We start from the raw sequence: 22230 nt of genomic DNA, 5'->3' as shown, positions 1-22230 counted from the left end.
TGTCTCTTCCTTGTACGGGTTACTTCTCGGTTTCCACAAGTCCGCGGACGAAGAGCTTCTGCATGCCGAGCACCACGAGAAGCGGGGGCAGCATGCCCAGAAGCGCCACGGCCATGATGAGGTTCCATTCCGGCACGGCGTCGGGAATGTTCACCATGCGCTGAATGCCCATGACCACGGTGTACATGCTTTCCTGGTTGGTGACGAGCAGGGGCCACAGGTACTGGTTCCAGCCGTAGATGAACAGCACCACGAAGAGCGCCGCGGTGTTGGTGCGGGAAAGGGGAAGCACCACGTCCACGAAGAAGCGCCAGGGGCCGGCGCCGTCGATGCGCGCGGCTTCGAGCAGTTCCTGCGGAATGGTCATGAACATCTGCCGGTACAGGAAGGTGGCCGTGGCCGAGGCGATGAGCGGCAGGATGAGCCCGGCGTAGCTGTCGATGAAGTTCAGGTTCGCCGCCACCTGGAAGGTGGGCACGATGCGCACTTCCACGGGCATCATGAGGGTGATGAAGATGAGCACGAAGCACAGCTCGCGCCCGGGGAAGCGGAAGTACACGATGGCGTAGGCGGCGGTGATGGAAATGGCGATCTTGCCGAGGGCAATGCCGAGCGCCATGATGAGGCTGTTGCTCATCATGACCCATACGGGGATGCCGCCTGCGGCCTTGAGGCCCTGGGTGAGCACGGTGGTGAAGTTCTTGATGAGTTCCCCGCCGAACCACAGCGGGGTGGAGCCTATGAGCACGTCGTAACTGTGGGATGTGGCCACGAGCGCCACATACAGGGGAAAGAGCACGATGGCCGCGCCGAAGAGCAGCACGGCATGGCTCAGCGCCCTTCCCAGTCCTTTCTTTTCTACCATAACGAATCCCTTTTCCTGTTGCGGCTAGTAGTTGACCTTGCGCTCGATGTAACGGAACTGAAGGAACGTCAGGATCATGACGATGAACATGAGGACCACGGACTGGGCGGAGGAACCGCCGAAGTCAAGCCCGATGAAGCCGTCATTGAACACCTTGTAGATGAGCGTTTCCGTGGCGCGGGAGGGCCCGCCCTGGGTGACGGCGTGCACGATGCCGAAGGTCTCGAACAGGGTGTAGATGGTGTTGACCACCAGCAGGAAGAAGGTTGTGGGCGAAAGCAGGGGGAAGATGATGTTGCGGAATCTCTGCCAGGGGCTGGCGCCGTCGATGGCGGCCGCTTCTATGAGAGAACGGGGAATGGCCTGCAGGCCTGCGAGGAAGAAGAGGAAGTTGTAGGAAATCTGCTTCCACGAGGCGGAGATGATGAGCAAAAGCAGGGCCTGATTGCCGTTGAGTTTGTGGTTCCAGGTATAGCCCAGTCCGTCGAGGAATGTGGAGAGCACGCCCACGGAGGGGTTGAAGAGGAAGAGCCAGAGCACGCCCGCAAGAGGCGGCGCCACGGCGTAGGGAATGATGAGCATCGATTTGTAGAGCGTGCCGCCGGTATGCACCTGGTCGGCCACGACGGCCATGAGCAGGGAAACGCCCATGGTGAGGGTGATGGTGGCGATGCTGAAGATGAAGGTGAGGTACAGGGTTTCCAGATAGCCCGGGTCGGAGAAGAGCACGACGAAGTTGTCCAGTCCGACGAATTCCCGGGACAGTCCGAAGGAATCCTCCATATATACCGACCCCAGCAGAGCTTCGCCGGCGGGGTAGAAGAAAAACACCACCGTGATGACGAGCTGGGGCAGCAGGAAGAGTATGGGCAGTATCAGATGCTTCTTGCCCCGGAACGCATAACGCTCATCCTGCATTGTGAACTCCTTTTGTGTGCGGGTGAGGGGGAGGGGCCGGAGCCCCTCCCGGATGAGCGTGCCTAGCGGTTGGCCCTTTCAAAGCGGCGCAGTTCCTGGTTTCCGCGCTTCACGGCGGAATCGAGGGCGTCCTTGGCGTTCTTCTTGCCGGACCAGACGGCTTCGAGTTCTTCGTCGATGATGTTGCGGATCTGGACGAAGTTGCCGAGGCGCAGGCCCAGGGTATTGATGGTGGGCTTCTTGTCGGAGAGAGCCTTCACGGCCACGTCGGTGCCGGGGTTCTTGTCGTAGAAGCCCTGCTGCTTGGTGAGTTCATAGCCTTCGAGGGTCACGGGCACATAGCCGGTGGCCTGATGGAAGGCGGCCTGCACTTCAGGCTTGAGCACATAGTTCAGGAAGGCGGCCACGCCGTTTTCCGAATCCTTGGAATGACCGGCCATGGCCCACACGGCCGCGCCGCCGATCACGGTGTTCTGGGGAGCGCCTTCCACGTCGGGCCAGTAGGGCAGAACCATCACGCCCCAGTTGAACTTTGCGCCGGCCTTGACGGCGGCGTAGGAACCGGAGGAGTTCATGAGAATGCCCGCTTCACCGGCGGTGAAGGTGTTGATGGCTTCGGACTTGCGGCCCACATATACGGAAACGCCTTCCTTGTTCAGCTGGGAGAGGAAGTCGATGTGCTTGACCTGCAGGGGACCGTTGAACAGAAGTTCGGTGTCGAGTCCGTCGAAGCCGTTGTTGTTGGAGGCGAAGGGAACGTTGTGCCAGGCGGAGAAGCTTTCAAGCTGCACCCAGGACTGCCAGCCGCTGGTCATGCCGTACTTGCACGCGCCGGAAGATTTGATCTTGCGGGCGAGGTCGGCCACTTCGGGCCAGGTGCGGGGGAAGTTTTCCGGATCGCCCCCGGCCTTCTTCACGGCGTCCTTGTTGTAATACAGAACGGTGGTGGAGGCGTTGAAGGGCATGGCGATGAGCTTGCCGTCGCTCGTGGAGTAGTAGCTCGTCACGGAGGGCAGGAACTTGGACATGTCAAGCGGCGTGCCCGCGTTTTCCATGATTTCCCAGATGGGTCGCACGGCGCCCTTGGCGGCCATCATGCTGGCGGTGCCCACTTCGAAGATCTGGATGATGTTGGGGTGCTGTTTGGCGCGGAAGGCGGCGATGGCGGCCGTCATGGCCTCGTCGTAGTTGCCCTTGTACACGCCTTTGACTTCGTACTTGTCCTGGGAAGCGTTGAAGTCGTTGATGATGTTGTCGGTGATTTCACCGAGTTCACCACCCATGCCATGCCAGAAGGTGATGGTGGTTTTGGCCTGCGCAGGGGCGGCCACAAGCATGAGACTGATGGCCAGCATGGCCACGGATCGGAAGGAACGCATACGTTCTCCTGCCTTGCGGACGTTTTCGTCCGGTTGGGGTTCCCGGGGGAATCCCGGATGGGATGCTCCGCGCTGGGGAAAGCCCCGCGCGGAGGGCCGGCATGCCTAGCCTCTGCCGAGGGCAGTGCGGCAGGCGGCCGGAAAATCGGTAATGATGCCGCTTGCTCCGTGGGCGACCAGGTCCTTTGCCTCATCCATGTCGTTCACGGTCCAGACGTTGACGGCAAAGCCTGCGTCGCGCAGCGCTTCAAGGTCTCCGGGGGCAAGGATGAGCCTGTCGGGGTGATAGGCGTTCACGCCGAGGCGGCGGCAGAGCGCCACGGGGTCGGCCGGGCGCGTCCTTTCCACAAGAGCGCCGGTGGCCATTTCGGGGCACAGAACGCGGCATTCTTCCAGGTAGCGGTGCTGGAAAGAGGAAATGATGATCTGATCCACCATGTCGAGGCGGCGTATCAGGTCTAACACATCTTTTGTGACGGTATTATGACCGATGAGGTGTTCGTGGTTTTTTATTTCCACATTCACATACCAGTCGAAGCGCTTTGTAAGAAGCAGCGCTTCTTCCAGCGTGGGGATGCGGAGTCCCTTGAAGGAGGCGAGAGCTTCCGCACTTACTTCCCCTGCGGCCACGCGGCCGAACTGATCGCGTCCTTCATACCAGGAACCTGCGTCCAGCCGGGAAAGTTCCTCCAGCGTGAAGTCGCACACTCGGTAGGAATTTCTGCCGGGATAGACTTCTTCCACGTTGGTGGTACGCACGAGCGTATCGTCGTGCACGACCACCATTTTGTAATCCTTGGTGTAGTTGACATCGAGTTCCCAGAGGTCGGCCCCGACGCTGTGGCCGAGTTCGGCCGAGGTGAGCGTGTTTTCCGGGGCATGTCCCCGTGCGCCGCGGTGGGCGATGACGAGGGGCATGGGAGCACGGGCATGCAGTTCAACGGTGCTTTTCATGGCAGATATCCCATTCCATGAGGGGTTTCCCGCAGGCGGACGCCTGTGGGAGCGCGGGCGGAAATGCCTGCGAAACATGAGGGGACGCGGCCCCGGAAAGAGAAGACAGGTTCTGTACGTCAGGGATAACGGCACAAGGGATGCAATGTCGCCCTAATAGTCAGGGTTTCCTGTAATTATCTTAAATCATGTTCTTTATCAAGAGTGTTCCTTTTTCCTCTTTGCCTTCTTTTCGATTTTTTCTGCGGCAGGGGGCGGAAGTTGTGCATGCCGCCCTGCCTTTTTTCCGGCAGGAGGGGCTTTGTTGAAAGGCCGAGGGCGCATGAGAGAGATGAGGTGCATTTTGCGCCCTTCAGGGTGAGGGGGAACATGCTTTCCGGCCTCTGCCCTGCGGCATGGCCTTTTTTGCGGGCCTGCCTTGCATGGCGGCAGGCGGAAGGGCGCGGCTTGTCGGCCGCCCTCCGCCGTGGGGCCTTGCCGGAGGGGGAAAGGTTCCATCCTTAAAAGAAGGCCCGGGAGATGCGGGGAAGGCGTGCTGCATGAAGTTGCCGGCATATTCCAGCCGTCGGAAGGCCCGGGCGCACGGGCGAAAAAAAGCCCGGCGCAGCGCACGCTGCACCGGGCCGTTCACGGCATGGGTTCTCTGCTAGGCCCGGGCCGTCGCCTGCCTTGCCTGGGCATGGCGGCGCTTGTGCATGTGGCGGACGATGCAGGAAAGCGAGAAGTTGATGATGAAGTAGATGAGCGCGGCAAAGCCGAAGATGACGGCCACCTGCGCGATGCCCACGGTCTGGCCCGTGTAGCGGGGCAGCAGCGCCAGGGCGTTGCGGGAACGGAACATGAGTTCCGCCACGGCCACCATGGAAAGGAAGGAGGTGTCCTTCACCACGGTGATGACCTGACTGAGCAGCGTGGGCACGATGTTCTGGAAGCACTGGGGCAGAATGATGTAGATGAGCGTCTGCACGAAGCTGAAGCCCTGGGAGGAGGCCGCTTCGAACTGCCCGCGGGGAATGGAGTTCAGCCCGCCGCGGATGATTTCCGCGATGGTCGCCGAGGTGAAGAGCACGAAGGCGAATGCGCAGCGCAGAAAGGCCGTGGGCAGGGGGGCGTACACATAGCAGATGAGCACCCACATGAGGTTCGGGGTGTTGCGGAAGATTTCGATGTACACACCCGCCAGTCTGCCGAGGATGAACTTGTCGTAGCTTCGCAGCAGCGCCAGAATAAGGCCGAAGAAAATACTGCATATCACGATGACGACGGAAAGCTCGATGACAAGCCATGCGCCGCCCAGAAGATAGGTGAGTATTTCGGGCGTAAAGGTACGGGTAATGACCTCGATCACGACAGTTCTTCCTCTATTTTTCTGAGCTCTTCGCCGGCATGGCTGTCCTTTTTCTTCAGCTTTTCCTCATAACGCCGCCCCCAGGTGGACAGGGGGAAGCACAGAAGAAAGTACAGCACGCCGCATACCAGGAAGGGGGGCCCGTAGATGCTGGCCCCGCTGGTGGCCCAGTCGTTGGTGCGGTTCATGAGATCCGTGCCGCCGATGAGGGCGATGACGGAGGTGTTCTTGATGAGGTTCACCATCTGGTTCACCAGAGGCGGGAGAATGATTTTCACCGTCTGGGGGAGTATCACCCAGCGCATGGTCTGCACATAGGTGAAGCCCTGGGAGGCGGCGGCCTCCGACTGCCCGCGCGGAATGGACTGTATGCCCGCGCGCACCACCTCGGCGATGTAGGCTCCGTGGTAGATGCCCACGGCAAAGATGCCCACGCTCACCTGGCCCATCATCACCCCGATGTAGGGGAGGGCGAGGTAGAACACATAGGCCTGCAGCACCAGCGGGGTGTTCTGGATGGCTTCCACATAGGCGCGGGCCACGTTGCGCGGCAGAAGAAAGTGCGACGTGGACATGACGCCGAAAACGACGCCGAGGGCCAGGGCCAGCGCCAGGGCGGCGATGGACACCATGACGGTGACGCCGAAGGCCTGAAGGAACAGGTGCCAGTCGGCCAGAAAGACGAGCCAGCAGGCGGGGGACAGTATTTGTTCGATCACGGTTCAAACCTGCTTAGAGCGGCGCGGCTTCTGCCGCGCCGTGAAAATCCTATTTCTTGAAGGAAGGAGCGACGTTGTGGGCGGCGATGATCTTGTCGATGGTGCCGTCGGAAAGCCACTTGGTGATGTTCTCTTCCACAAAGGCGGCCAGGCCCTTGTTGGAAAGCTTGGTGGCCACACCGTATTCCTGCGGCGCAAAGCGGACGGTGGTGAGGATTTCCGTGCTCGGGTCGAGGTAGCCGGAAAGGATGGAACCGTCCACGCAGAAGGCCTGCACCTGACCGGCGTCGAGGGCGGCCTTGATGGAGGGATAGTCGGGGAAGGTCTGGATGTTGTCGGTGTCGTTCAGGGTGACGCCGTTTGCCTTGGCCGCGGCGATGAGGGCATCCTTGGAGGTGGAGCCTTCCGCCACGCCCACGAGCTTGTTCACAAGGTCGGCGTAGCCCTTGATGCCGCCGTTCTTCTTCACCAGCAGGGAAACCGCGTCGGTGTAGTAGGCGGAGGAGAAGTTCCAGATGTTCTTGCGTTCGGCGGTGATGGTGAAGGTGGCGAGCACCATGTCGATGTCGCCGGTATCCAGAAGCTGACCGCGAGTCTTGGCCGTCACGGCGGTGAAGGATACCTTGTCGGGCTTGAGGCCCATGGCTTCGGCGAGCTTTTTCGCCAGATCCACTTCCATGCCTGCGTATTCACCGGAAAGATCCTGCATGCTGAAGCCCGGCACGTCGGATTTTACGCCCACACGGAGTTCGCCGCGTTTGACGATGGCCTGAACGTCGTCCGGCAGCGTCGCGGCGGAAGCGCTGGCGGCCAGCCCCAGAACGGCGATGGCGGAAAGCAGGAACTTGCCTATGTTGTGCAGTTTTCTCATCGTTTCCTTCTCCTTGAAGGTTATGCCGAATGGCGTTTTTTTGAAAAAGCTTCCTAGTGCAGGATCTTGCCCAGGAACTGCCTTGTCCTTTCATGGGTGGGGCTTACGAAAAAGTGCTCGGGCGTGCCTTCTTCCAGAATGGTGCCGTCGTCCATGAAGATCACCCTGTCCGCCACCTCACGGGCAAAGCCCATTTCGTGGGTCACGATGACCATGGTGATGTTTTTTTCTCCCGCCAGCTTGACCATGACGTTCAGCACTTCCTGCACGGTTTCCGGGTCAAGGGCGGAGGTGGGTTCGTCGAAAAGAATGATCTTCGTCTGGCTGCACAGGGCGCGGGCGATGGCCACGCGCTGCTGCTGGCCGCCGGAAAGCGTGGCAGGGTAGGCATGGGCCTTTTCCTCAAGGCCCACCACCTCAAGGTAGTGCCGGGCGATGTCCTGCGCCTCGCTCTTCGACTTGCCGAAGAGCTTCACGGGCGCGAGGGTGAGATTGCCCATCACCGTGAGATGCGGGTAGAGGTTGAACTGCTGGAACACCATGGAAGAGGTGTTGCGCACAAGCTCGATGCGGTTTTTTCTGGTCAGTTCCACGTTGTCGATGAACACATGGCCCGAGGTGGGGATTTCCAGGCCGTTCATGCAGCGTACCGTGGTGGACTTCCCGGAGCCGGAAGGCCCGATGATGACGAGTTTTTCCCCTTCCCGCACTTCCAGGTTCACGCCCTTGAGCACTTCATGGGAGCCGAAGGATTTATGGACATTGGAAAGCCTGATCACGTTTTTCTCCCCGGGGCAGGCAGGTGTATATTGCGTAGCCCTCTGTTTTCCTTTGTTTTTTTCTTAAGTGCCGTAATGTTGATTAACAATAATGTAAAAAAGATACCAGCTGGTTCAATATTTGTCAATAATGTTTTCCCTTTTGCTCTTCTTCTTTTAAACTGTATGTTCATAAGGTAATGACAATACAATGTCCTGTTGTTTTCTTTCATTTTTTTTCAGTGAAAGTGAAGTTGCAGAGAAAATAAGCCGCTCATCAGACGGAGCAGAGGAGGATGAAGCGTGATGAGAAGGGCGTTTTTCCTGGAATCAATAGCCTATTTTTATTGAAAAAATAATAGTGGAAGGATTTTTTCGAAAGGCGGGAAGCATCATTTCCGAGCGAAAAGGAAGGAATTGACAAAAAAGAGATTTTTCATGTCTTTGTGCTTTTTCACCCACACGGCGCATGCCGCGGATGCTTCGCCGGAGGCAGAAAAGGGCGTCGGCAGGCATGCTCCGTCCTTTCGGGGAAGTTGCGGCTTTTCTGAAGAAAAAGCCCGGATGGGGAGGGATGTTCCGGTGCATCCGGTCCCTTGCCCGGGGGCGCATTCTCTGTCATGACAGGGAAAGAGAAGGAGAAAGGCCGCCCTGCAACGGATGCGCCGGAGAATGTTCCTGCAGAAAGGCGGAAAGCGCGCTTTCCCCGGAGGCAGCGAAGGCGGCGCGCCCTTCCGCCCGGCGGAGCAGCAAGGTGCCCGGCACCGGTACGGAGAATGTGATGTCCCTGCGTTTCGGCAACAACGAGTTTCATGAGCGTTTCGACTGGTACGCCTGGTCCGCCCCCGTGTACGAGGGGGCGGATGCCGTGCTGGAAGCGCTGTATGCCCGGGATTTCAGGAAAAAGCGGCTGAAGGGCGTGCGCGTCGTGGGTGCGGCACGGAACATGACGCGCGAGGCCTTCCGCGAATATGAAAAAAGGTCCGGACACGACCGGGGGCCAGACGGGGCGGCACGGGAGAGCGACTTTCGTCGTTTTCTGAACATTCCCCACAGCGTCATGCTGTGCGAACCCTTCATACTGGATTTCGACGACGGCACGGCTCTGGAATTTCACCCCGGGGAGGGGCTTTCCGCCCGGATGGGATGGAATCTCATTCCTCCATCCTGCACGGAAGGGCTGAACCGTCCCAATTTCCGCCCAGAGCTGCTTTTTACGCCGTACCTTGCGGGGCGGAGCCTGCAGCGCATCTTCCTGAGGGAGGAATCCTCCGCCGTGCGGCAGTATGTCTGTTCCGGCGGCCGTGTGGAATCTTCCCAGAAGGAAGGGAGCGTGGTGAGGTATGTGTTCTGTTTTTCCCCGGATGAGACGCTGACGGCAACGTCGGACGGTTCGGGCTGGTATGAGCTTGCTTTCGGCACGGGCGGGGCGACGGCCTTGCTGCCGTATCGGCATGTTTTATCAGCATCCCTCGGTGTGGATCAGCCTCTGCTCTGCCACGGATGGTGCGGGGAAGACGACGGCTTTCTGATCTGCGGGGAAGATCCTGAAGATGCCGGCGTGTCGCGGAACGCGGCGTTTTCCATGGATGAGAACGTGCTGGAAGCGTATTTTCTGCCTTTTTGGGAACGCCGTTTCGAGCCGGAACGCAACGCGCGTGAAGGATGGGAGGCGAAGGGCTTTGATTTCTACGGCCGCAACGATTACGGCAGAAGCGCCGTGCAGGCCATGCTTTCCGACATCCGCACCGCCATCTCAGCCCTGCGCGCCGGGCAGCAGATACCGTTGCGCAAAAGGCTCCTTGAGCAGGCACGGAGAGGGGAGCTTCCGCCCGGTGCGCCTCCTGCGGAAGCGGAGCTTCCTGCCGGAGCCGTGAATGTCTACGAACGCTTTCTCACGCGCATGGAGGGCCTGCTGAAGGCTCTCCCCGAAAACTGCATCATCCATGTCACAGGACCGTGAGGACGCGGCAAGAGGGGCCGTAACGCTGCAAAACAGCCCGCAGCGCCCTTCCTTATAGAGGCTTTTTTTGCCGCAGGGATGTTTCGGGCGAAATAAAAGCGCCGTGCCAAAAAGCACGGCGCTTTTGTCTCATGCGGGAGGACGGAGAAGCGCCTTCCGGTGTTTTGGCACCGGGGCGGCTTCGGGTATCGGCGGCACAAGGGCGAAGCGTTTTTTCTCTGCGCGGGGATGCCTTACTTTTCCTTGCGCCACTTCCACGGCGGAGTGGGATCTTTTTCCTCCCAGAGTCCGGCGCGCTTCTGCTGGGCCTGCTTCTGCAGCTTCTGCCAGTTCTTGCAGGTCTTGGCCCTGCAGTACCGGGAATACACCCAGGCCTGCCCGGCTTCCACCATGCGGGCGTTGATGCAGCTTCCGTCCGCCATGATGATGGCCACGGTTCTGCCGTACCTGTCCACATCCTGCGGGATGAGTTCCACGGAACTGCCTTCCGGCAGCAGGCGGCGCAGCAGGGTGGTGGAGTCCAGCCCGCCTTTCTGCTTTGTTTCCGGCGCGTCGATGCCGTAGAGGCGGATGACGATGGGGGTGGAGGTGTCGCCGCAGGGCGCCACGGTGACGATATCGCCGTCATGCACGGAAATGATGGAAGCAGGCCAGGCCGAAGCGGCGGCGGGAACAAGGGCAAGAAGCAGCGTCAACACGATACTGCGCGGAAAGAGCATGGAAAACCTCCGGAAGGCTGGGAAAGAACCGGCGCCGGCCCGGCCGTATGCGGCCATGTGCCGCAGGGCCGTATCCGCCAGATATGACTGCCGTTTTTTCCGGCCTGTTGCGGCAGGCCCGGCAGAGGCAGAAGGGCGTATTTTATCACGTTGCGGGCGGGCGCGGCAAGAGGAAGCTCTCCGCCCGGCCGGGGGAATGCGGAAGGGGGAAGGCCGGAAAGGCAGGGGGCGGCATCATGCAGGGCGGCTGATGCTTATACGCCCTGGATTTTCTTGTGACCCGGAGTTATCCTCAAGAGGGCTTCCTTACAGGGGGATATTCGGAAGAGATGCCCCCTGCGGGGTGAGAGTTTTGTCCCCTCCCTGCTGCATTCTGCTGGACATTTATTTTAACCAGTTGAATATAATATAAAAAATTAAGACATGTCGGGATTTTTTATCTGATATCATAATGGTAGAAAAAACTTTCTTACTCGCTCTTGACAATTTAATCGGATATGAGCATACTGGTTCCGACGGCTGGAAGAGAAGGCTGTTAAAATTTTTTTATGCGGACATATTTTTGTACTCGGTACTCTTTTGGTAGGATGGTCAAACTATGAAAATGACAAGACACATATCCCAGAGGATGAACCAGCGGGGCATCAACAGGAATATGCTCGACATGGCTCTGGAATTCGGCACGCCCCACAACAACCGTTACTCCCTGAACAAAAAGGAGGCCGAGCAGGCTGTTGCACGCTTGCAAAGAATGCTGACCGACCTGAAGAAAATCGCCGACAAGGGCGGAATCACCGTTGTTGTGGAAAATGATACCTGTATCACTGCCTGGAATAAATTCTGAGAGTCATATCACCATAAAGGAATCTGCCATGCTGCACGCCAACGATCTTTCTCCCATACTGCCTGCCATTCTGACCAGTCTTCTGGATGCTGACAAGGACATCGTGCACGTCGTCAGTCCGCACTATTCGGGGCTGACTTCGGCGTTTATCAGCCAGGGATTCCGGGGATGTTTTGAGGGGACAGCCGACGACATTCCCGCTCCTGAGCGTGCGGAAGAGTGTTCTGTTTTTGTGGGAATAGTTCCCCCTCCCGGCGCAAGGAAAGAGGAAGAGGCCATTGTCTCCTTCATCCGGCGGAGCCTGGCCTCTTCCGTGCACAAGCTGTACCTTGTTGTTTTTCACAATGTACTTTTTTCCAACCGGATTGAGCTGCGCAGCTACCGTAAGGAACTGTTGAGAAAGAACGCTGTCGAGGCATCCATCATGCTCCCTGAACGGCTTCTTCCATATACGGCACTGGGGGTGTCGATTCTTGTCCTGGATAATGACCGGAGCTCCGCAAGCCATGACTGCATGGTGAACTTCATCGATGCCAGTGGCCTTGACGGGAAAGAGGTACAGGCACTGGTTCGGGCTGGGAAGCGTGAAAAACTGCGGGACTATGTCAGACAAGCCCTCAACTATACGAATCCCGACTGTGTTTCCGTGGACGCCCGTGATCTGATACTACAGGATGCAAGCCTGCTTGCCTCTGCGCACTGCCTGACCGATGCGCAGAAGAAAGCCAGATCTCTTCTGGAGAACTTTCATACCGTGAAGCTTGGCGATGTCGTGCATTTCTTCCGTCCGCTGCTTTCCAATAAGGATAGGAAGGGGGAAAAGCTGAATGTGCTGAACGTAGCGCAGTTCTCATCTTTCGGCTATACGAAGCCTGAGCCGCAGGCGGAGGCCTATGTGGAACATGGGGGAAAGACGGATCAGCTCATTCAGCCCGGTGACGTGCTTTTGTGCATACGCGGTTCGCTCGGCAAGGTGGCGATCGCTTCGGATGCGTTTTCGACGGATGATCCGTGGATAGCCAGTTCTGCATCCATTATTCTGCGACCTGCGAGAAAAGAGTATGACCCGCGTCTTCTTTTTCTCTATCTTCGGTCGGAACTTGGGCAGGAGCTTCTGAAAAAGCTGGCCTGCGGAGCCACGGTTCCCATGGTGCAGATGAAGGACCTGAAACAGCTGGAGGTCGTGATTCCCCCTCTGGCAGAAGCGGAATCCATGCTCAGGGACTTTGAAGAGGAAGTTGCGCTCTCGGAACAGATGGAAAAGCTGGAAAGAAAGCGCAGGGAGCTGGCCGCTCGTCACTGGTCGCTCAGTCATTGACGGCCTGTTTCCGAGAGATTTTTCCGGAAATTTCCGGCACGGAAAACATTATGTGTTCTGTTCGTTGGAAATTTCCGGCTGTTTCTCAGCTTTCTTCTGTGACTCGTTGTGCTGCCGTATTTTTGTTCGTACACTGGCTGAAGAGATTTTTATAGAAAAGGATAGAAGCCATGCCCAGAAAAGCTGCTGAAAAGGCTGCTCCCGCAACCCCCGGAAAGCCCGGAAAAACCAGAACCCCCAAGACTCCCAAGGAAGAGAGGCTGGAAGATATACTCATGGCGTGCCGCAACGATCTGCGTGGGCGTGCCGCCATGACGGACAAGCGGGATCTTCTGCTGACGCTTGTCTTTCTCAAGTTCATCGGCGACAGATTTGTGGAACGCCGCGCAGCGCTGGAAGAGCAACATAAGGGAGAGCCGGCTGAGCTCATTGCCATGATCGTATCCCAGGCGAGTTTTTACGGGCAGGAAGGCATTTTTTATCTGCCTGATGAATGTCTCTGGGAAAAGCTGATACAGGTAAATCCTTCCGAAATGGCAGTGGCCTTCGACAATGCCATTGCCCGGCTGGAGCGGGATCAGAAATCGCTCAAGAATGCGCTTCCCCAGCAGATTTTTACCAAGGTGGCGCTGGAGGCAAAAGACCTCAAGGCCGTCGTGGACGACATCAATAAAATCGATCCGAAGCGTTTCCAGGATAAGGATCTTATCGGGCGTGTGTATGAATACTACCTTCAGGCGTTTTCCATCAATGCCGATAAGGAGGAGGGGGAATTCTACACGCCCCACAGTATTGTGGAATTGATAGCGTCGCTCATAGAGCCGTATGACGGAACCATATACGACCCGTGCTGCGGTTCCGGCGGCATGTTCATTCAGAGTGCGAAGCTGGTGGCTGCCCGAGGCGGCAACACCAGAAACATCAGCGTATATGGTCAGGAATCGGAGCCGTCGACGTTCCGGCTGGCCAAGATGAACCTTGCTGTACGGGGCATTTCCGCGCATCTGGGGGACAAGCCGGCATCCACATTCAGCAACGACCAGCACCCCGACAGAAAAATGACCTACATCATGGCCAACCCTCCCTTCAATCTCAAGAAGTGGCGCGGAGCTGACGAACTGAAGGACGATCCCCGCTGGAAGGGTTACGGCGTGCCGCCGGAGAGCAATGCCAACTATGCCTGGATTCTGCATATTCTTTCCAAACTGGATGTTTCCCGCGGCATTGCCGGTTTCCTTCTGGCCAACGGAGCGCTTGAAGACAGCGATACGTTGGAGATCCGTAAGAGGCTCATTGAAAATGACAAGGTGGAAGCCATTATCGTGCTGCCCCGCGAAATGTTCTATTCCACGGACATCAGCGTGACGCTCTGGATTCTGAACAACAACAAGAAGGGAGGAATCCGCAACGGCCGCACGCTCAGGGACCGCAGCAACGAGCTTCTTTTTGTGGATTTGCGCACCTGGAACAGTAATGTTTACGAAAAAAAATATGTGCAGTTCAGCCATGAGCAGATAGAAGCCGTGTGCGGCATCTATTTTGACTGGCAGACGAAGCCTGAAGCTGCGGAAGGCTGGGCGAAGCCCGAATTGTATTATGCAGCGAAAAAAGAGGAAATAGCGGCCAACAGGTACAGCCTTGTGCCCAGCCGGTACATCGAGTTTGTGGACAGGGATACCGAGCTTGATTACCAAACGGCCCTTGCAACCGCCGGAGCGAAGGTGCGGGAGCTTGTCGAGCGTCAGCAGGAAAATCAGAAGAATCTTCTCGAAGCGTTCAAGGTGCTGGGCTATGGCAAAGACTGATGTTCAGGTGGTGACGCTGGGGGATTATATTGAGCGAGTGGAGCGTCGTAACTGGAACTTAAAATTTGGTCTGAAAGATGTTCGTGGGGTAACCTGTCAAAAGGTGTTTATTCCATCACGAGCGAATCTTGAAGGACGATCCTTGGAAAAATTTTTAATTGTTGAACATAATGAGTTTGTTTTTAATAGACGTACTAATCGGCATGGCGATCGGCTTTGTATAGGCTTCAATACATCAGATCAACCGTATATTCTTACGGAAGATTATGTGTGTTTTCGCGTTCGGTCGGATAAGGCTGCCATATTGTCGAGCTGGTATCTGTATTTAATTTTTTTGTGTGATGAATTTGACCGTTATGTCCGCTGGGATTCCTGGGGCAGTGCCACCGAGTTTTTTAACTGGGAAAACATGTGCCGGGTCAGGATTCCCCTGCCTTCGTTGAAGGAACAGGAAAAACTTGTCGCTGCATGGAAAGCACTTCGCACTATGAAGGAACAGAACGAGGCCTTGGCCGAACCGCTGTTTGCCTTGTGCCGCAGTCGCTTGCATGAAATGAAAAAGGAGTATGAAGCAGTAGCAATAGGGGATTATATTGAGCAGAGTGATGATAGAAATAGACAAAATAATTATTTAATAGATGCTGTTATGGGCATTAGTATTGAAAAAAAATTTATCGAAACTAAAGCTGATATGACAGGAGTATCTCTTGAGCCATATAAACTTGTAAAACCTCAATATTTTGGATTTGTTACAGTAACTTCCAGAAATGGAGAAAAAATTTCTTTAGCCTATAATGAAACAAATAAAACTTACATTGTTTCTTCCTCCTATGAAGTTTTTAGGGTAACTAATACAGAGAAATTATTACCAGAATTTTTATTTCTTATTTTTCAGCAAAAAGAATTTGACCGTTATGCACGTTTTAATTCCTGGGGAAGTGCACGTGAAACTTTCAATTTTGATGAAATGTGCCGTGTCAGTATTCCCCTTCCGCCGTTGTCTGTTCAGAAGGCGCTGGTCGAGGTTTATCGTTGCGCTGCGGAAGCAAAGCGCATAGCGGAGGAGGCCGACAGGCTGAGCAGGGAAATTTGTCCTGCATTGATTCAGTACGCAGCAAGAGGAGGCGACTGAGATGAACGGCGGCAAGCTGTATGAAAGCGAATTCGAGCAGGCGCTTGTGGATATGCTTCAGCAGGAAGGCTGGTCGTATACCTCCGGGGACGGGCTGCACCGGAAAGTGACGGAAGCCCTGCTGGAAGACGATCTCAGGGATTTTCTTACCGCAAAGTACGTTTCCACCGGAAGGCTGCCTGCCGATGACCTCTCTGCCGTCATCGCCAATATTCGCAACGTCGGCGGCGCTACCGACTATCACAGCTTCTGCAACGCCGTCCGGCTTTATCAGAACGGCTGTGACGTCACGCCATCCAACGGCCTGCCGCCTTTTCATCTGCATTACATTGATTTTGAACATCCCGAAGAAAATATTTTTCGGGTCGTCAATCAGTTCGACATGGTTCAGGGAACAGCGCATCGCATTCCCGATGTGCTTCTTTTCGTCAACGGCATTCCGCTCTGCATCATGGAGCTGAAGAATCCCACCGACGAGAACGCCACCCTTTACACTGCACACACGCAGATTACTGTACGCTACCGCAGGGATATTCCCGAACTGCTCAAATACTGCGCCGTGGCCTGCATCAGCGATGCCGGTCGATCCCGCATCGGTACTATCACGTCCCCGTTTGAATACTTTTATGCGTGGAAGAAGGTGGAGAACGAGGACGAGGCGGGGCAGGGGCTGCATGAACTTGAAACTCTTGTGCAGGGTGCCTTGTCTCCCGCGCGACTCCTTGAAATAGTCCGCGACTATGTGTACCTGCCGGACGTATCACAGAATGAGCTGGCCGTGGTATGTCGCTATCCGCAGTTCTTTGCCACACGCAAGCTCAGAGACCATATCGTTGAACATCTGCGCAGTCATGGCGGCGACGGCAAGGGGGGAACGTATTTTGGCGCAACGGGTTGTGGAAAGACCTTTACCATGCTTTTTCTGGCTCGACAGCTCATGCTGCGCTGTCGTTCCATGCTGGAAAGTCCGACGATTCTTATCATCGTTGACAGAGAAGATCTTGAAACACAGGCCGGAAAGCTTTTTTGCAATGCCAAGAAGTTCTTGCTGGACGACGCCGTTCAGGTTTTTGAAAGCCGTGAAGATCTCCAGAAGGAAATGGCTCTGCGGAAAAGCGGCGGGCTGTATGTAACGACCATTCAAAAATTTACCGAAAGCACAGGACTTCTGAGCGACCGTTCCAACATCATCTGCATGAGTGACGAGGCGCACAGAACGCAGAATAACCTCGGCAGCAAGCTCAAGTTCCGAAATGGCGACAAAGAAAAAGGAGCGTTTTTTTCCTATGGTTTTGCCCGCCATCTTCGTCAGGCATTGCCGCAGGCTACCTACGTCGGCTTTACGGGAACCCCCATTGACGAGACCGTCCATGTGTTCGGGCAGATCGTTGACATGTACACCATGAAGCAGTCGCAGGAAGACGGCATTACCGTGCCTATCATCTATGATCCCAGGCTGCCGCGCGTCTTCATGAACGATGAGCAGGCCAGGCAGATCGAAGAATACTACCGCCAGTGCGAAACCGAGGGCGCAACGCAGGAGGATGTGGACAAGAGCAAGCGGGCCATGAGCGGCATGAAGGTCATTCTTGGCGACGAAGGGCGGCTGCGGCGCTTGGCGTCGGACGTTATTGCCGACTATGAAAAGCGTTGTGAAGATGCCCCCGATAGAGTCCTCAAGGCCATGATAACCTGTTACGACCGAGAAATAGCCTACAAGCTCTACATTATCATGAAAGAACTGCGGCCGGACTGGTGCAGACCTCTGAAGGCTCTCGATGAAACAAGGCTTTCCCCGGAAGAACTGGAAAAAAGAAAGCCGGTCTGTTTTCTCAATATGGTGGCCACGCGGGGAAAGGATGATCCCAAGGACATGTATGCCCTGCTGGGCGATGCCTCCCACCGCCGGGAACTGGATACCGCTTTCAAGGATGACAAGTCCAATTTTCATGTGGCCATTGTTGTCGACATGTGGATAACGGGCTTTGATGCACCGCCGCTTACTGTTCTCTATAACGACAAGCCGTTGCAGAAGCATACCCTTATTCAGACCATCAGCCGTGTGAACAGGCGCTACAGGGATAAGGAATACGGCTATATTGTAGATTATTTCGGTATTCGCGGAAATATGAAGAGTGCGATGAAGCAGTATTCCGGACAAGAAAACCAGAAGGACGATCTGGAAGAAGCTCATGCAGTGTTGAAGAACGAGCTTCAAATACTCCGTGATCTCACGCCGGCGTTGAACTTTGCACCGTTTTTCCAGGGAACGCCCATTGCACGCCTTCAGTTTCTTCAGAACGGAGCTGAATACCTGCTGGCCAGAGATATTCCGGTAAAAGGTAAGCCTTCGTATCTGACCAGGTTCAGAGGGCATGTCAAACGTCTCCACAGCGCCTTTGATATCTGCAATCCTGCGGGACTTCTGAGTCAGGAAGAGGCAGAGTGGTCCCAGTGCTTCATGGGACTATGTACTTTCGTCAATAAAATGACGGCGTCCGTGCATGATGTGACGTCCATGAATAAAGCTGTTGAACAGATGGTGAAGGAGGCCATTAACTGTTCAGGTGTGGAGAATGTTTTTGAATCCCAGGGCGAGGAAGATATTTTTGGTGAAGACTTCCTGACGGAGCTTTCCGATGTGAAACTTCCGTTCACAAAGTTCCAGCTTATGGTCAAACTGCTCAAACAGGCCATACGCGAGTATGGAAAGACCAATAAGGTCAGGGCAGATTATTTTGATCATCTGCTTCAGAAAACCATAAACGACTACAACACCCGCGATAACCTTTCTTTCGCCAATGACGTTGCCAAAGATGCCGTCAATTCCATCAGTCAGGTCGTGACCGATAAAGTAAATTCGCTCACGGATGAACTTTTAAAGCTGTTTCAGCATATTAAGGAAGACGGTCAGAAGTTCAGGGATCTGGGGATTTCCTTTGAGGAAAAAGCTTTCTATGATGTATTGTGTGATACGAGAGACCGGCATGGTTTCGAGTATCCCGATGAGAAATGTATTGAACTTGCAAAACAGATCAAAACGTGTGTTGACGAGACATCCGTATATGCCGACTGGCAGAATAACGACAACCTGAAAAGCAAGCTGTCCAGTGAGCTGCTTATACTTCTTTATAAAAATGGCTATCCCCCGGAATGGAAGGAAGAGGTGTATGAGCGGGTACTTGAACAGGTTCAGAACTTCAAGGCGCATCAGGCATAGGCGTGTGCCCCATGCGCGCAAAAAAATGACTACCGGTCAAAGAAAGGAAGAGCATGGAGCACTCGTTCACTGCTGCTTGATACATGTATCCTGATAAGCAGAGAAGCAATACGGAACAGATATGGGCAGACTATATCTTGAAGCTTTTCGACAGGGAGCTGATCCGGTTCTCCGCCGAGGAGAACGGAGATAGTCCCCCGAAGTTTTCATAACGTATGCGGATCAGGATACACTGTCGCTGCTGTCGTTTGGTATGGAAGCGACGGACAGCGGTCTTGCCCGTTGGCTGAACACAGATTCCCCAAAACAGAGCCTACGTTCATTCGCTTCTGGCAAAGGCCGGGTTATCCACGAACAGCACAATGGCCATCATTGAGGTCAGCAGAGGGCTTTCGCTCAACGACAGCTGCTGGGTCGTCAAGGAAGGATTCACAAAAATCTTTGCCCAGTGCAATCTCAACGACAGCAGGTTCAGTGAGATTCTGGCCAGCATAGCCTTTACCGGCTATGGAAGCTCCGTCCGTACATCTGTGGCATTCAGCCCTGAGTTCACGACGAACGGTATGCTTCCGAAGTGCTGGCGGCGTCAGTCCGGCAGGATTTACCTTTATAAAGGCGGAACGGAAGGGGCGTCCGAGGCAGGCAACGAGCTTTGTTTCGGGAGTATGCATGGCAGGACGCTCAGGTGGAAGAGTAAGCGCCACCCCATGCACGATTACCAGATGGAAATCGGGAACGTGCTCCAAGTGTGAGCTGTTTACCGACAGGAATTTCTTGTCTGTTTCCTCTCCTCACGTTTTTTGCGGGAGAGTTGCCTGTAGCTCAGCTGTGAAAAAGGCGCTCCATGTCGCCGTATCCGTAGAATGGGGAGTTTAATTCTGAGGCGCAGGGGTGGAAGGTGCCGTTGCACCCGCTCATGGACACGGGGAGTCCTTCCAGAACTCCGCTTCGGAAGCATCCACGGTGATGCTTGACGCATTTGTCGCAACGGGGGGGCCGGACATCAGGCGAAAGCTGCAGGGCGTTGCGGGAAAGCTCCCAGCCCCTGTGATTCGAGACGATTTTTCCGTTTCTTTCATGATGCCGATCCGGACCATCGGGCCAGATGCGATGTCGCAGGGCTGCAGGCATTCCGATGTGCCCATACCGAAGGATGAAGAACAAAGGTACTCCGTGATGCTGGAATGCAGCTGAGAGGAAAGAGCGGAAGGGCGTATCGCACTTCTACGTCTTTTTTAATCTCTGCGGATTTCTACCGGGGGAAGCAATGCCGGTGCAAGGCTTGTCCTGAGAACAAGGCGAAGAGCTGTCATTCCTGGCATGGGGCTGTTGTATGGCATTCTCCAGCGTATTCTCTCTTTTGAAATAAAGAGATTCATCCTCGGCCTGTCTGCTCCCGTGACAGATGGCGTTCCCGTCGTTTTTTGCAGGGGAGCTTATATGGCGTTCGTGGAAGGGTTCACATGACGAAGCTCTTTGCCATCGCTTGTGGCAGCGGCAGGGGGACGGGCCGTTCAATTGTGGAATGCAAGGAATCTCCCTTACGCTCAACAGCTGCAAAGCATCGTTCGCGCCCGTTTCAAGACGGAACGCAGAGCACGGCCAGGGAATGGAGACGTTATTTCAACGCGGTAACGTAGCCGAACTGTTCGAAGTCATCAAGAAATTCATCGCACAGCTCGTCATGGATCAGTTCAGGATTATCGCGATATTCCTTCGGCATAGCTTCTATGTCCAGCCCGTAGAAACTGTCAATGGCCTCCGCTTCCATAGCCTCGTCAACGGTGGCGTACTCCGCATTGGGTTCAAACTCTTCCAGGGGAAGCAGGCGTACCCACGAATCGTCGATTTCGCAACGCTTATACATCACCCAGATGATATGAAACTTATCAAGGTCGAAGTTCTCGATTTCGTCTTCGTCCACGGCGAGAATGTGGTTCACGCCCGTTTCTACTTCCATGTGGAAGGAGTCTTCTCCGAAAACTTCGCTCGCCGACGCTTCTATCTCGGACAGAACGTCGGCCGTCTCATTAACGGAATAGTAGGCAATCTCTTTGAGGTGGTCGGCGACATTATCAAAGTATGTTCTGGCAGCCTCAGCGAGGGCATCCTGGCCTATGAGAAGCTGACCGTTGATATCAGATTGATAGTAATTCAGCTCCGAAGGATCGTCCACGTCATCTTCGCTCACGGCATACTGCCAGAAGCCTATGCCGCCGTTGATATGAGCCATTTCTATGCAGGGACTTCCTCCGGTTTCCTCCATATAGTTTTCGTCGTGGAAGTCTTCGATTTGATGTTCGCCACCGTCTATACAAAAATATCGCGCATAGAGATATGCCATTATAACCACCTGTTATAATTAATATTTAAATTTTTTATAGAGTATACCGATAACCTGCAGCTGTCAACAGCTATAATGAAAAAAGTCTGCATATATGCATGTACACGGTACGTTCCGGGATAAGATGGTTGTATATTCCTCTGTTTTTGATGGATGCCATGTCATTAATTTTAGCAACTCATTGCATATATTGAATATGATTTTTTCTGCAAAAGCCAGAATAGCCCGTAAAACGGGTGGATTGTCCAGCCCCGCAAGAGCTTGTTACCTGCTCGCGCCTTAGGATCCGGCTTGAATTACACAGGCCTGCGCCCTGTCCTTGTTTCCAAGGTGCAAGACAGCCCGTGTCATCTGGCTCGTAGCCTGCTCCTGAAGAAGCTTTTCCTGGCTCGCGTTGGACGGATTTGGGGGACGCTCTCTTATCGAGCATGATATCCTCTCCATCCTGCTCCCTTCCTATATTTCTGATTGTCGCTTCGTTCAAGTCTGCTGTTGTCATGCCCCATGCTCAAGGAGCTTCTATGGCCATGCTTCTATTTCAGCGGGGAAAATCCGTCAAAAATCATCCGGGAACTTTTACCCCCCATATACCCATGACTGATGATGTCGCATACTTCGGCATCATCAGTCATGGGTATATGGACATGATCCGTCGTCATGCATCCTTCAATTTTCAATGCGCCATAAAAAACACCTTTTCGATGAGGCCGGGGGCATGAATAACGCCGTCTTATCGAAAAGGTGTTTTGTCAGCTATAACCGTTTTGGGGGCCACCCGCCTGGCGGGCTGTTTTGCTCGCTTCTGCTCTCTCGACGGATGGAAGGCCATAACGAAAAAGGGTTATAAGCTCATCACTTATAACCCCTTGAAATATCTGGAGCGGGCAACGGGATTTGAACCCGCAACGTTCAGCTTGGGAAGCTGACACTCTACCGTTGAGTTATGCCCGCAATATGAAAAAAGGCTTACTGCGTGGTAAGCCTTTTTTAAGTTCGTGGAGCGGGAGACGGGATTTGAACCCGCGACTTCAACCTTGGCAAGGTTGCACTCTACCACTGAGTTACTCCCGCGT

At 54.9% G+C, this 22230-nt stretch carries 19 protein-coding genes and 2 tRNA genes; 8 read left to right on the top strand and 13 right to left on the bottom strand.

Translation table 11 applies throughout. The features are described 5' to 3' along the window. Positions 1–19 precede the first annotated feature (19 nt). The 9 genes from ugpE to Q0K07_RS04570 all read right to left on the bottom strand — a co-directional run bounded on the left by ugpE (position 20) and on the right by Q0K07_RS04570 (position 8328). Positions 20–865 carry a sn-glycerol-3-phosphate ABC transporter permease UgpE gene (gene ugpE / locus Q0K07_RS04610; protein WP_294557094.1) on the bottom strand — a complete coding sequence of 282 codons (846 nt, stop codon included), beginning with the start codon at positions 863–865 and terminating at the stop codon, positions 20–22. A 24-nt stretch (positions 866–889) separates the two neighbouring features. After that, on the bottom strand, positions 890–1783 hold the full coding sequence (gene ugpA, locus Q0K07_RS04605) for a sn-glycerol-3-phosphate ABC transporter permease UgpA (RefSeq protein ID WP_294557091.1): 894 nt from the start codon (positions 1781–1783) through the stop codon (positions 890–892). Between the two features lie 62 nt (positions 1784–1845). Then, a complete protein-coding gene (ugpB, locus tag Q0K07_RS04600) occupies positions 1846–3162 on the bottom strand; it encodes a sn-glycerol-3-phosphate ABC transporter substrate-binding protein UgpB (RefSeq protein WP_294557088.1) in 1317 nt (438 codons plus the stop codon). Positions 3163–3267: 105 nt separating this feature from the next. Next, positions 3268–4116 (bottom strand): glycerophosphodiester phosphodiesterase family protein, encoded by an 849-nt coding sequence (locus Q0K07_RS04595; RefSeq protein ID WP_294557085.1) that lies wholly within the window; start codon positions 4114–4116, stop codon positions 3268–3270. A gap of 646 nt (positions 4117–4762) precedes the next feature. Continuing rightward, positions 4763–5464 (bottom strand): amino acid ABC transporter permease, encoded by a 702-nt coding sequence (locus tag Q0K07_RS04590; RefSeq protein ID WP_294557083.1) that lies wholly within the window; start codon positions 5462–5464, stop codon positions 4763–4765. Continuing rightward, the gene (locus Q0K07_RS04585) at positions 5461–6183 is read right to left on the bottom strand and encodes an amino acid ABC transporter permease (protein WP_294557080.1); all 723 of its coding nucleotides are present in this window, start codon (positions 6181–6183) and stop codon (positions 5461–5463) included. The genes Q0K07_RS04590 and Q0K07_RS04585 overlap by 4 nt, the downstream gene beginning before the upstream one ends. A 49-nt stretch (positions 6184–6232) precedes the next feature. Then, positions 6233–7054 (bottom strand): transporter substrate-binding domain-containing protein, encoded by an 822-nt coding sequence (locus tag Q0K07_RS04580; protein ID WP_294557077.1) that lies wholly within the window; start codon positions 7052–7054, stop codon positions 6233–6235. Between the two features lie 53 nt (positions 7055–7107). Beyond that, positions 7108–7833 carry an amino acid ABC transporter ATP-binding protein gene (locus Q0K07_RS04575; protein ID WP_294557074.1) on the bottom strand — a complete coding sequence of 242 codons (726 nt, stop codon included), beginning with the start codon at positions 7831–7833 and terminating at the stop codon, positions 7108–7110. 309 nt (positions 7834–8142) lie between these two features. Next, on the bottom strand, positions 8143–8328 hold the full coding sequence (locus Q0K07_RS04570) for a hypothetical protein (RefSeq protein ID WP_294557071.1): 186 nt from the start codon (positions 8326–8328) through the stop codon (positions 8143–8145). A gap of 265 nt (positions 8329–8593) precedes the next feature. Here Q0K07_RS04570 and Q0K07_RS04565 point away from each other — a divergent pair, with 265 nt between their 5' ends. Continuing rightward, positions 8594–9775 (top strand): hypothetical protein, encoded by a 1182-nt coding sequence (locus Q0K07_RS04565; protein WP_294557069.1) that lies wholly within the window; start codon positions 8594–8596, stop codon positions 9773–9775. 233 nt (positions 9776–10008) lie between these two features. On the opposite strand, the gene Q0K07_RS04560 is transcribed toward Q0K07_RS04565, so the two are convergent. After that, the gene (locus Q0K07_RS04560) at positions 10009–10494 is read right to left on the bottom strand and encodes a thermonuclease family protein (RefSeq protein ID WP_294557066.1); all 486 of its coding nucleotides are present in this window, start codon (positions 10492–10494) and stop codon (positions 10009–10011) included. Positions 10495–11158: 664 nt separating this feature from the next. Here Q0K07_RS04560 and Q0K07_RS04555 point away from each other — a divergent pair. From Q0K07_RS04555 to Q0K07_RS04530, 6 genes are all read left to right on the top strand, one after another. Then, positions 11159–11338 carry a hypothetical protein gene (locus Q0K07_RS04555; protein WP_367178866.1) on the top strand — a complete coding sequence of 60 codons (180 nt, stop codon included), beginning with the start codon at positions 11159–11161 and terminating at the stop codon, positions 11336–11338. Between the two features lie 28 nt (positions 11339–11366). Beyond that, complete coding sequence (locus Q0K07_RS04550; protein WP_294557063.1) at positions 11367–12656, top strand: type I restriction-modification system subunit M/S; 1290 nt, start codon at positions 11367–11369, stop codon at positions 12654–12656. Positions 12657–12826: 170 nt separating this feature from the next. After that, complete coding sequence (locus Q0K07_RS04545; RefSeq protein WP_294557060.1) at positions 12827–14461, top strand: N-6 DNA methylase; 1635 nt, start codon at positions 12827–12829, stop codon at positions 14459–14461. Then, entirely contained in the window at positions 14448–15593 is a 1146-nt protein-coding gene (locus tag Q0K07_RS04540) for a restriction endonuclease subunit S (RefSeq protein WP_294557057.1), read from the top strand. The genes Q0K07_RS04545 and Q0K07_RS04540 overlap by 14 nt, the downstream gene beginning before the upstream one ends. A gap of 1 nt (position 15594) precedes the next feature. Beyond that, the gene (locus Q0K07_RS04535) at positions 15595–18813 is read left to right on the top strand and encodes an HsdR family type I site-specific deoxyribonuclease (RefSeq protein WP_294557054.1); all 3219 of its coding nucleotides are present in this window, start codon (positions 15595–15597) and stop codon (positions 18811–18813) included. Positions 18814–19175: 362 nt separating this feature from the next. After that, entirely contained in the window at positions 19176–19565 is a 390-nt protein-coding gene (locus Q0K07_RS04530; RefSeq protein ID WP_294557051.1) for a hypothetical protein, read from the top strand. Positions 19566–20431: 866 nt separating this feature from the next. On the opposite strand, the gene Q0K07_RS04525 is transcribed toward Q0K07_RS04530, so the two are convergent. Continuing rightward, positions 20432–21157 (bottom strand): hypothetical protein, encoded by a 726-nt coding sequence (locus Q0K07_RS04525; protein WP_294557048.1) that lies wholly within the window; start codon positions 21155–21157, stop codon positions 20432–20434. Between the two features lie 521 nt (positions 21158–21678). Here Q0K07_RS04525 and Q0K07_RS04520 point away from each other — a divergent pair. Then, positions 21679–21876: a hypothetical protein gene (locus tag Q0K07_RS04520; protein WP_294557045.1), complete on the top strand. Its 198-nt coding sequence runs from the start codon at positions 21679–21681 to the stop codon at positions 21874–21876. 157 nt (positions 21877–22033) lie between these two features. Here Q0K07_RS04520 and Q0K07_RS04515 read toward each other — a convergent pair. Both Q0K07_RS04515 and Q0K07_RS04510 read right to left on the bottom strand, forming a co-directional pair. Next, positions 22034–22108, bottom strand: a tRNA-Gly gene (locus tag Q0K07_RS04515). A 45-nt stretch (positions 22109–22153) separates the two neighbouring features. Continuing rightward, positions 22154–22228 (bottom strand) — tRNA-Gly (locus Q0K07_RS04510). Positions 22229–22230: the final 2 nt, after the last annotated feature.

The organism is uncultured Mailhella sp. (assembly GCF_944324615.1).
In the GTDB taxonomy this organism is placed as follows: Bacteria; Desulfobacterota; Desulfovibrionia; order Desulfovibrionales; family Desulfovibrionaceae; genus Mailhella.
This window is presented reverse-complemented; position numbering and strand designations above follow the sequence as displayed.

What these genes read in the sequence shown, in the direction of transcription:
- ugpE (WP_294557094.1), bottom strand. Translation starts at nt 865, where the DNA reads ATGGTAGAAAAGAAAGGACTGGGAAGGGCGCTGAGCCATGCCGTGCTG.
- ugpA (WP_294557091.1), bottom strand. Translation starts at nt 1,783, where the DNA reads ATGCAGGATGAGCGTTATGCGTTCCGGGGCAAGAAGCATCTGATACTG.
- ugpB (WP_294557088.1), bottom strand. Translation starts at nt 3,162, where the DNA reads ATGCGTTCCTTCCGATCCGTGGCCATGCTGGCCATCAGTCTCATGCTT.
- Q0K07_RS04595 (WP_294557085.1), bottom strand. Translation starts at nt 4,116, where the DNA reads ATGAAAAGCACCGTTGAACTGCATGCCCGTGCTCCCATGCCCCTCGTC.
- Q0K07_RS04580 (WP_294557077.1), bottom strand. Translation starts at nt 7,054, where the DNA reads ATGAGAAAACTGCACAACATAGGCAAGTTCCTGCTTTCCGCCATCGCC.
- Q0K07_RS04570 (WP_294557071.1), bottom strand. Translation starts at nt 8,328, where the DNA reads ATGCCTGCCGACGCCCTTTTCTGCCTCCGGCGAAGCATCCGCGGCATG.
- Q0K07_RS04565 (WP_294557069.1), top strand. Translation starts at nt 8,594, where the DNA reads ATGTCCCTGCGTTTCGGCAACAACGAGTTTCATGAGCGTTTCGACTGG.
- Q0K07_RS04560 (WP_294557066.1), bottom strand. Translation starts at nt 10,494, where the DNA reads ATGCTCTTTCCGCGCAGTATCGTGTTGACGCTGCTTCTTGCCCTTGTT.
- Q0K07_RS04555 (WP_367178866.1), top strand. Translation starts at nt 11,159, where the DNA reads ATGGCTCTGGAATTCGGCACGCCCCACAACAACCGTTACTCCCTGAAC.
- Q0K07_RS04550 (WP_294557063.1), top strand. Translation starts at nt 11,367, where the DNA reads ATGCTGCACGCCAACGATCTTTCTCCCATACTGCCTGCCATTCTGACC.
- Q0K07_RS04545 (WP_294557060.1), top strand. Translation starts at nt 12,827, where the DNA reads ATGCCCAGAAAAGCTGCTGAAAAGGCTGCTCCCGCAACCCCCGGAAAG.
- Q0K07_RS04540 (WP_294557057.1), top strand. Translation starts at nt 14,448, where the DNA reads ATGGCAAAGACTGATGTTCAGGTGGTGACGCTGGGGGATTATATTGAG.
- Q0K07_RS04535 (WP_294557054.1), top strand. Translation starts at nt 15,595, where the DNA reads ATGAACGGCGGCAAGCTGTATGAAAGCGAATTCGAGCAGGCGCTTGTG.
- Q0K07_RS04530 (WP_294557051.1), top strand. Translation starts at nt 19,176, where the DNA reads ATGGCCATCATTGAGGTCAGCAGAGGGCTTTCGCTCAACGACAGCTGC.
- Q0K07_RS04525 (WP_294557048.1), bottom strand. Translation starts at nt 21,157, where the DNA reads ATGGCATATCTCTATGCGCGATATTTTTGTATAGACGGTGGCGAACAT.
- Q0K07_RS04520 (WP_294557045.1), top strand. Translation starts at nt 21,679, where the DNA reads ATGGCCATGCTTCTATTTCAGCGGGGAAAATCCGTCAAAAATCATCCG.